The organism is Gordonia sp. NPDC003376 (assembly GCF_053589235.1).
In genome coordinates this window covers 184,754-192,357 of sequence record NZ_JBSFRM010000010.1, presented here as the reverse complement: position 1 = coordinate 192,357, position 7,604 = coordinate 184,754, and the positions used below count along the sequence as shown (strand labels likewise).

9 protein-coding genes are annotated in these 7,604 nt (G+C 68.7%); 4 read left to right on the top strand and 5 right to left on the bottom strand.

Going from position 1 to position 7,604, the window contains the following annotated elements; translation table 11 throughout:
- Positions 1-398: 398 nt before the first annotated feature.
- The 4 genes from ACWDUA_RS13045 to ACWDUA_RS13030 form a co-directional block, all read right to left on the bottom strand.
- Positions 399-1,559: a serine hydrolase domain-containing protein gene (locus tag ACWDUA_RS13045; RefSeq protein ID WP_449751426.1), complete on the bottom strand. Its 1,161-nt coding sequence runs from the start codon at positions 1,557-1,559 to the stop codon at positions 399-401.
- Between the two features lie 5 nt (positions 1,560-1,564).
- Positions 1,565-2,758 (bottom strand): aminotransferase class I/II-fold pyridoxal phosphate-dependent enzyme, encoded by a 1,194-nt coding sequence (locus ACWDUA_RS13040; RefSeq protein ID WP_449751425.1) that lies wholly within the window; start codon positions 2,756-2,758, stop codon positions 1,565-1,567.
- Between the two features lie 42 nt (positions 2,759-2,800).
- Complete coding sequence (locus ACWDUA_RS13035; RefSeq protein WP_449751424.1) at positions 2,801-3,631, bottom strand: aldo/keto reductase; 831 nt, start codon at positions 3,629-3,631, stop codon at positions 2,801-2,803.
- A 128-nt stretch (positions 3,632-3,759) separates the two neighbouring features.
- Positions 3,760-4,560 (bottom strand): zinc-binding dehydrogenase, encoded by an 801-nt coding sequence (locus tag ACWDUA_RS13030; RefSeq protein WP_449751423.1) that lies wholly within the window; start codon positions 4,558-4,560, stop codon positions 3,760-3,762.
- A 424-nt stretch (positions 4,561-4,984) separates the two neighbouring features.
- Here ACWDUA_RS13030 and ACWDUA_RS13025 point away from each other — a divergent pair, with 424 nt between their 5' ends.
- Positions 4,985-5,638 (top strand): alpha/beta hydrolase, encoded by a 654-nt coding sequence (locus tag ACWDUA_RS13025; RefSeq protein ID WP_449751422.1) that lies wholly within the window; start codon positions 4,985-4,987, stop codon positions 5,636-5,638.
- A gap of 50 nt (positions 5,639-5,688) precedes the next feature.
- Here ACWDUA_RS13025 and ACWDUA_RS13020 read toward each other — a convergent pair whose 3' ends face one another.
- Positions 5,689-6,162 carry an NUDIX hydrolase gene (locus tag ACWDUA_RS13020; RefSeq protein ID WP_449751421.1) on the bottom strand — a complete coding sequence of 158 codons (474 nt, stop codon included), beginning with the start codon at positions 6,160-6,162 and terminating at the stop codon, positions 5,689-5,691.
- On the opposite strand from ACWDUA_RS13020, the gene ACWDUA_RS13015 reads away from it, so the two are divergent.
- The 3 genes from ACWDUA_RS13015 to ACWDUA_RS13005 all read left to right on the top strand — a co-directional run bounded on the left by ACWDUA_RS13015 (position 6,161) and on the right by ACWDUA_RS13005 (position 7,534).
- Complete coding sequence (locus ACWDUA_RS13015; RefSeq protein WP_449751420.1) at positions 6,161-6,532, top strand: hypothetical protein; 372 nt, start codon at positions 6,161-6,163, stop codon at positions 6,530-6,532. The two genes, ACWDUA_RS13020 and ACWDUA_RS13015, sit on opposite strands and share 2 nt — an antisense overlap.
- Before the next feature lie 127 nt (positions 6,533-6,659).
- Positions 6,660-7,202, top strand: a complete 543-nt coding sequence (locus tag ACWDUA_RS13010; RefSeq protein ID WP_449751419.1) for a hypothetical protein — start codon at positions 6,660-6,662, stop codon at positions 7,200-7,202.
- Positions 7,203-7,318: 116 nt separating this feature from the next.
- Positions 7,319-7,534, top strand: a complete 216-nt coding sequence (locus ACWDUA_RS13005) for a hypothetical protein (protein WP_449751418.1) — start codon at positions 7,319-7,321, stop codon at positions 7,532-7,534.
- Positions 7,535-7,604 lie beyond the last annotated feature (70 nt).

The window sequence follows — 7,604 nt, the reverse complement described above, 5'->3', positions numbered from 1 at the left end:
GGTCCCGCCCAACGAGTACGAGGCTGCCTACTATGCTGGGGTCACTACCAGCAGGTAGCCCACCAACGAGGTGGCACGAAACCTGGGGTGCTTCACAACCATCCACTGGCAGTTGGTGGTTGAGCTGCTGAGGAGCGGAGCGACGAGGCGTGTCGAAACCTCTGGTGGTTGCCGCGTGGTGTGGGTTGTGGGGATTTCGACTCGGGTCCTCGCTTCGCTCGGTCCCGGCTCAATCATCGGAAGGGGTCGCGGGCCTGGTCCCGGCTCAACCATCCACTGGCAGTTGGTGGTTGAGCCGCTGAGGAGCGGAGCGACGAGGCGTGTCGAAACCTCCGGCGGCCGGGCTCGTCACGTGAGCACTGCAAGCATGGCCCACTCGAGTCGAACCCCGATGACGATCAGCGTGCCCGGTACACCGCCGCCTCGAAGTCGAGCGCGGCGGTCATCGCCGTGTGGTCGGCGAAGGGAAGGAGCTGGGTGGCCCAGAATCCGGCGATACCCGACGTCCGGTCCAGCCAGAAGTACAGATTCGCCAGGCCGGCCCAGCCGAGGGAACCCGCGCGACGGCCGGTCGGGGCGTCGTCGGCGTTGGTCATCGCGATCAGACCCCACCCCTTGCGATGGCCGGGGAAGAACTCGAGAGGGTTGGTCACGCGTGGATTGACGCCGGGCAGCGCGGTCACCCTCAGGTCGCCGAGCTGATCGCGGGTGGCCTCGGCGACCATCTGCGCCGAGACCACCTGCTCGCCGGAATCCGTTCGGCCGTCGTTGAGCCACATCCGCAGGAAGCGGAGATAGTCGGCGACTGTCGAGTAGGCGCCCTGCCCACCCATGTCCAGTTCGGGAGCGTCCGGCCGCGACGCAGCCCGCAACGCCTTCAGCCCACCGTCGGGGGTTCGGGCATGCAGCGTCGCGGCACGGTCGAGCAGCCGCTCGTCACGGGCGAAGGTGGTGTCGTGCATACCCAACGGCTCGAACAGGCGCTCGCGGATCACCTCACCGAGCCGACGGCCGGTGACCGCCTCGATCACCAGCCCCGCCCAGTCGATGTTCATGCCGTACTCCCACCGCGTTCCCGGATCGAACAGCAATGGTGTCTGCAGGGATTCGAGTGTGGCGGTGGCGATATCGGGAAGACTGCGGGCCCGCACCACCGCCGCGAGATCGGCGTCGAAGAAGTCATAGCCGAAACCTGCTGTGTGCGTGAGCAATCGGCGGAGCGTGACCGGCGACGACGGCTCGCGCAGGCGAACGGTCCCGTCGTCGACGCCGTCGAGCACACCGATCCCGCCGAGCCGGGGCTCGTACTCGGCGGCGGGGACGTCGAGATCGAGCACACCGTCGTCGACGAGTTGCAGGGCGAGGGTGGAGGTCAGCGGCTTGGTGGTCGAGAACAGCGCCAGAACGGCGTCGGCCGCAAGGGCTTCGGGCTCGCCGACCCGTCGTGGACCGCTCGCGTCGAGCCCCACGGTTGCCGCCGCGGTGGTGACGCCGGCCACCACCCCGGGCAGGTCGTCGGAATGGAGAATGCTCCGGACGTCGATCATCGGTGTGCTCATCGGTGTCAGCCTGCCAGCTTCTCGACGAAGGTGCCCAGGCGGTCGATCGCGTCCTCCAGGTCACCGGTCGACGCCGCATAGGAGAGGCGGACGTGATCGGCGGCGGTGTCGATGCCGAAATCCTTGCCCGGGGTGAGGGCCACATGCGCCTCGGTGAGGGCACGGTCGCAGAACTGTCCCGAATCCAGGCCGGTCGACGAGATGTCGACGTAGACGTAGAACGCGCCATCGGGTTCAACCGGAACCCTGAGCCCGATTCGGTCGAGGCCATCGAGGACGAGCCGGCGACGGTTGGCGAATTCTCGACGCCGATCCTCGGTGACCGCCAACGACTGTGGGGTGAAGCAGGCGAGTGCCGCCAACTGTGCCGGGGTGGGTGGGCAGACGTAGAAGTTCTGTGCCAGGCGCTCGGCCACCTCGACCAGGTCCTCGGGCATGATCGCCCAACCCAGGCGCCAGCCGGTCAGGCCGAAGTACTTGGAGAAGCTGTTGATCACAACGGTATTCGCGTGCACCGTGGCGTCGGTGGTGGACAGGACGCTGCGTGGAGGATGTCCGTCTGTGCCGGGATCGGCCAGTCCGAGATAGATCTCGTCGACGATGGTCCAGCCACCGCGGGCGGCGATGGACCCGCACATCTGCACGAGATCGGCGAGCGAGGCCGACGTCCCCGTGGGATTCGACGGCGATGCGATGATCGCGCCCCGGGTGGTTTCCGTCCAGGCGTCGTCCACCAGCGCCGGCGACAACTGGAACCGCGACGCCGGCGAGGTCGGCACCAGCGTGACCTGCGCGCCGAAGCTCTCGGCGAACTGCCGGTTGCACGGATACGACGGATCTCCGATGAGCACCCCGTCGCCCGGATCGATCAGCGCGGCACAGGCGAGCAGCAACGCCGCCGACGCACCCGAGGTCACCGCGACCTGAGCCGGGGTGACCCGGGCGCCGAAGTGCGACGCAGAGAACGCGGCGATCGCCGTCCGCAGCTCCGGGGTGCCGAGCGCGTCGGTGTAGGTCAGCGGACGGCCGTCGGTGAGCTCGCGGGCGGCATCCAGAAACGCGGGGGGAGCACCGAAGTCGGGTTCGCCGATGTTGAGTCGGATGACGTGGTGGCCCTGCGCCTCGAGCTCGCCGGCCTTCTTGGCGAACTCCATCGCGTAGAACGGCGCCACCCGCTGCGCGCGTCGGGAGATCTGCATGGGCTCATTGTGCGCCCACGCCGACCCCCGACCGGCTTCGGGTCAGGGCACCCAGTTGAAGGTGTCCGGGTCGGGTCCGCGGCGCTTGTCCTTGTCGAGTGCGTCGATCGCGGCGATCTGCTCCGCCGACAACTCGAAGTCGAACAGGGCGAAGTTCTCCTCGACGCGGGAGCGGGTCACCGACTTGGGGAACACGATGTCACCGCGCTGGATGTGCCAGCGCAACGTGACCTGCGCCGTGGACCGGCCCACCTCGCCGGCGATGCGAACCAGCACCGGATCGTCGAGGACGTCGCCCTGCGCGATCGGCGACCACGCCTCGGTCGCGATCTGGTGCTGCGCGTCGAAGGCACGCAGCGGTGCCTGACTCAGGTACGGATGGACCTCGATCTGGTTGACCGCAGGCACCACGTCGGTCTCGGCGAACAGCCGCTCGAGGTGGGCCGTCTGGAAGTTCGAGACACCGATCGCGCGGGCCTTGCCGTCGGCATAGACCTTCTCGAGCGCCTTCCACGTCTGGACGAAGTCACCGACCCCGGGCATCGGCCAGTGGATCAGGTAGAGGTCGACGGCGTCGACGCCGAGACGTTCGAGGCTGCGATCGGTCTCGGCGAGGGCGGCGTCGTAGTCGTGGAAGCTGTTGTTGAGCTTGGTGGTGATGAACACCTCGTCACGGGAGATCCCCGACTTCGCGAGGGCCTCGCCGACCTGCTGCTCGTTGCCGTACATCTGCGCGGTGTCGATGTGGCGGTAGCCGATCTCCAACGCGGTGAGAGTGGCCCCGACGGTGTCCTCCGGGGTGATCTGGAAGACCCCGAAACCCAGCTGAGGGATCTCGACGCCGTTGTTGAGGGTGATGGACGGGACTGTCATGGAAGGCCTTTCGAGAGAATTCGACCGGAGTGGTCGTCCGCGCAGACGAGTCGACGGCACGGACGGGAGTGAGGGAACCGGTGGACTGCGACCGGCGTGGGATGCGACCGGTGTGGGAGACGTCGGGGTCAGGGGACGACGATGAGCTTGCCGCGTGGGTGCGGTGCCGACAGGTCGGCGATCGCCTGCGCGGCGTCGTCGAGCGGATATGTGCGCGCCACCTCGATCACGAGGGATCCGTCGGCGGCGGCGGCCAGCAGGTCGTCGATGGCGTCGAGGCGGTGCTGCAGGCTCTGGCCCCCGCCGCCGGACACCAGCACGATGCCGTCGTCGGCCCGGCCGAAGGCGGCGATGCTGACGATCCGGGAATGATCGGCGACGAGCTGCAAGGACACGTCGATGGCCTCGTCGGAGCCGACGGTGTCGATCGCGGCGGTCACCGGACCGGGGGTGACCTGCTGGATCCGGTCGGCGAGGCCGGTGCCGTAGGTGACCGGGATGGCGCCGAGCGACTTCAGGTACTCGTGGTTGCGCGGTGCCGCGGTGGCGATGACCGCGGCGCCGGCGCGTTTTGCCAGCTGGACCACGACGACACCCACGGCTCCGGCACCACCGTGGACGACGACCACGTCGTCGGCGGTGATCCCGGCCGTGGCCAGGGTGTCGGCGGCGGTGGCACCGGCCAGCAGCAGCCCGGCGGCGATCTCGGGGGAGACCTCGGCGGGGCGCCGCCGCAGCCGCGATGCATCGACGATCACATGGTCGGCGAGGGCGCCGGTGGTGGGGTAGACGACGACCTCGTCGCCGACGCCGAAGTCGGCGACCTCGTCACCGATCGCCTCGACGGTGCCGGCCAGCTCGTAGCCGGGGTGCAGCGGGAGTGTGGATTCGTCGGTTCCCATGAATCCGCGGACGACCTTGGCGTCCATCGGGTTGAGTCCGGCGGCCCGGACCTCGATGCGAACCTGGTCGTCCCGGGGGAGGGGAGCTCGGCGGTGATCAGATCGATCACCTCGGTCGGATCGCCGTATCCGAGGGCCACGGCCTGGCGTGCGATCACGGCGGAGGGTTCGATGTCGAGCGGGTTCTCTTCGGAAATGCTCATGACCGGTTCAATGGCAGCGCGACCGCCCGATATTCCGATTCGGCGAGATCTGTGCGGGGCGGATCGGATGCTCCTGGAGCTACGTCCGATTGGGGTGATTCGTGCCGGGTGATGTGCCGGTGCGGGCGCGATGCCGGGTGGGTGCGTCCGTCACATAATCGGACTACAGTCCGGATGTGGGTCGTTGCACGGGTCATGCCCGCATCCGACCCCGAACCCGAACCGACAAAGACCTGGAGCCGGACACCGTGACAACTCTCGTCGACATCCGCTCGACCGACGCCTTCGACGATTCCCGTGCAGTGGATTCCGGGCCGGTGGTCGTCTGCCTGCACGGATTCGGTTCCAACGAGCAGGATCTCGCCGGTCTCGCACCGCTGATCGCCCCGGATCTGCGGTGGGCGTCGCTGCGCGGTCCGCGGACCCTGCAACCCGGCTCCTTCGCCTGGTTCCCGATCGAGACCCCGGGCGTTCCCGATCCCGCCAAGGTGGCCACCGCAACCGACCTGATCTGGGAGTGGGTCGAGGCGACCCTTCCCCCGAGCGCCCCCATCGTGGCCGTCGGCTTCTCCCAGGGAGGACTGATGGCCACCCAGCTGTTGCGTACCCGCCCCGACCGCATCGCGGCCACGGTGATCCTGGGCGGATTCGTCCAGGGCGGTGACCACCCGGGTGACGGTCGGCTCGCACGGACCCGGCCGCCGGTGTTCTGGGGGCGGGGCGTCGAGGACACGGTGATCGCCCCGGTGGCGATCGAGCGGACCATCGAGTGGCTACCGGCCCACTCGACGCCCGACGTCCACAGGTATCCGGGGCTCGCCCATGGCGTCAACCAGGCCGAGATCGACGATGTGCGAGCGTTTCTCGCCGCTGCGACCGGAGGACACGCCCCGACGATCTGAACTCGTCCCGCTCATCTGGGTCGCCGGCGGGTGCGACACGACGGGGTGGCTCAGCGGCGGAACCAGGCCTGCTCGGATCCGGCGAGGGCCTTGTCCAGCCGCAGCCTCGTGGTCTCGGCGAGCGGCTCGGGTAGGGCATCGGGTGCGAACCACTGCACCGCGGTGTTCTCGTCGTCGGCCACACGCGGCTCGCCGTCGAGGTGGCGGACCAGGAAGCACACGTCGAGGTACTGGGTCCGATCCTGGTTGGGGTAGGTGATCATCGGAGTGACGTCGACGCTGGTGAGGCGGACGACCTCGGCCTGCACACCGGTCTCCTCGCCGATCTCGCGGACGATGGCCCGGGCGGGTTCCTCGCCGGGCTCGAGCACCCCGGAGACCACCGCCCACTCGTCGGTGTCGGCGCGGCGGGTCAGCAACACGCGGCCGGCGTCGTCGACGACCACTCCGCTGACCCCGGACAACCACAGCGGCGCATGTCCCACGTGGGTGCGGAGGTCGCGGATGAACTCGGGGATCGGCATGACCGACATCTTGCCCGGACCCGGCGTGCCCGGCCCGGCGGGGCGGACACATGGCAAGATCACCGTCGGAGATCACGGCGATGCGGACAAGTCAGGAGTGGTGACGGTGCGAGGCCTCGGAATCTGGGTGGTCATGGTGGCGATCGGCCTGCTCGGTGTGGTGTGGGCAGTGGTCGACGTGGTCAACCGCGGCTGGGGTGACGTACCCGGCAGCACCTGGTTGTGCGCGATCCTCGGGGCGATCCTGGCGGTCTTCGCGCTCTACCGGGAGTTCGGCGGCGAGCCGCTGGTCACCGTCGATCACGAGAACGTCGCCGAGGAGTACGAGGAGCAGAAGCGGCAGTCCCGGCAGGCCCGCGACGGCGAGTAGGGACACCCGCGTCGGCGCGGCTTCGCACTCGCGTTCGACGATTGTGTCGGTGGGTGCTGCTTCACTGAGGTCATCCCAGAACGGATGACCGTGCAGACCGTGCGCGGCGAGCCCACAGGAGGTCCCGATGTCCACATCCGGCCACTGCCCGAACCCGAACGATCCCGGCCCGGACGGGTGGGATGCGGGCGATCGTGATGCCGGCGGTGGTGATGCGGGCGGTACCGACGCCGTCCGTCCGTCTCTCGACTGGGTGGCGATGCGCGATTGGCTCACCGAATCGGTGTCGGGGATGCCGCGCGGGGCGGCCCTCGACCTCGGCCCGGCCGACCACGATGACACCGAGCCCGCCGACGGGACCGATCCCGGTGACGACGTGCCGTGTGCGCAGATCATGGTCCTGCGCGACGGCGCGCTGCTGGTCCGGCTGTCGACCACGGTGATGGAGATCCCATCGGTCGCAGGCTATCTGGTGCCGCAGGGACTGCTCGACCGATGGAACTACGAGGACCGGTTCCGCGACTGCACTCACGGATACCTGGTCACCCGATCGGTGGAATGCGCGGCCGGCATCTGTATCACCTGGTTCCGCGACCGCCGCGGCATCGAGAGCCCGGCGGAGCTCGGGTGCGCCTACACCGTCACGACGTGGCTACCCCGGGCGAGCTGAGGCGCCCGCTGGTGGGAGGCGTCCGCAGGTGGGGTGGGTCGGGGTAACCCCTGATCTTTCCCCCAGAACCTGCTCTGACCAGTGCAATCGGGGCGTGGGCCGGGCATGGTGGGGACATGAACACATCGACTGAACCCACCAACCGCACCGCCTTCGGCTTCTGGAAGGTCCTCGCGATCATCGCGGTGGCGCTCATCGCGCTCGCGATGCTCGGGCCGATCATCAAGGGACTGATCTGGATCGGCCTCATCGGACTCGCGATCTACGGCGCCATCGCCCTGTATCGCATCTCCCGCTCGGGTAACGGACCGAAGCCGCCCGCCTCCTTCTGATCCGCGTCGGCGTCGGACGATGCCGGACCGACCCGGCCGACGCGGATCAGTGCGTGGACGTCGGTGGCCG

Excerpts from the sequence above, each read along its gene's own strand:
- ACWDUA_RS13045 (WP_449751426.1), bottom strand. The coding sequence starts at position 1,559 with ATGAGCACACCGATGATCGACGTCCGGAGCATTCTCCATTCCGACGAC.
- ACWDUA_RS13040 (WP_449751425.1), bottom strand. The coding sequence starts at position 2,758 with ATGCAGATCTCCCGACGCGCGCAGCGGGTGGCGCCGTTCTACGCGATG.
- ACWDUA_RS13035 (WP_449751424.1), bottom strand. The coding sequence starts at position 3,631 with ATGACAGTCCCGTCCATCACCCTCAACAACGGCGTCGAGATCCCTCAG.
- ACWDUA_RS13030 (WP_449751423.1), bottom strand. The coding sequence starts at position 4,560 with ATGGACGCCAAGGTCGTCCGCGGATTCATGGGAACCGACGAATCCACA.
- ACWDUA_RS13015 (WP_449751420.1), top strand. The coding sequence starts at position 6,161 with ATGACCGACATCTTGCCCGGACCCGGCGTGCCCGGCCCGGCGGGGCGG.
- ACWDUA_RS13020 (WP_449751421.1), bottom strand. The coding sequence starts at position 6,162 with ATGCCGATCCCCGAGTTCATCCGCGACCTCCGCACCCACGTGGGACAT.
- ACWDUA_RS13010 (WP_449751419.1), top strand. The coding sequence starts at position 6,660 with ATGTCCACATCCGGCCACTGCCCGAACCCGAACGATCCCGGCCCGGAC.
- ACWDUA_RS13005 (WP_449751418.1), top strand. The coding sequence starts at position 7,319 with ATGAACACATCGACTGAACCCACCAACCGCACCGCCTTCGGCTTCTGG.